Raw genomic sequence first — 424 nt, forward strand, 5'->3', positions numbered from 1 at the left:
GCTAATTGGACCGTCCCCGAAGTAAAGACGGCGTTAGAGGCTGATAATGCGAGCCCGCCACCGCCTGCGCCACCACTCGCATTGATGGTAATACTGGCGTTTCCTCCAGCGGCCGTCGCTTGGCTAAGGCCAATGTTACTCCCTGCGTAAAATGCCAGGCCACCAGTGTTGGCCGTGCCCATCACGCCGTATGTTGAACCACCGGCAATGCTACCGGCCGCACCGGCGTCGAACATCGGGGGACCACTTACAAAGATGGTAGATGCGTTGTTGCTGATGGTGATATTTTGGCCACCTGAAACACTGATAGCGCCAGCCGAACCGTTCAGCGTGACCATGTTCTGCGTCTGGACCGTTTGGTTGTACGAGGCCGAGATGCTCGAGCCGCTCAGCCCGAAACTGATGTTTCCAGAGTTGGCAAAGT

The 424-nt window shown here is 57.1% G+C and carries 1 pseudogene; it reads right to left on the minus strand.

The window, feature by feature from the left end:
• Positions 1-338: pseudogene (locus D7V88_RS44085) on the minus strand (hypothetical protein); the annotation flags it as partial.
• Between the last annotated feature and the right edge of the window lie 86 nt (positions 339-424).

Origin of the sequence: Corallococcus terminator (genome assembly GCF_003611635.1) — a bacterium.
Taxonomy (GTDB): Bacteria; Myxococcota; Myxococcia; order Myxococcales; family Myxococcaceae; genus Corallococcus; species Corallococcus terminator.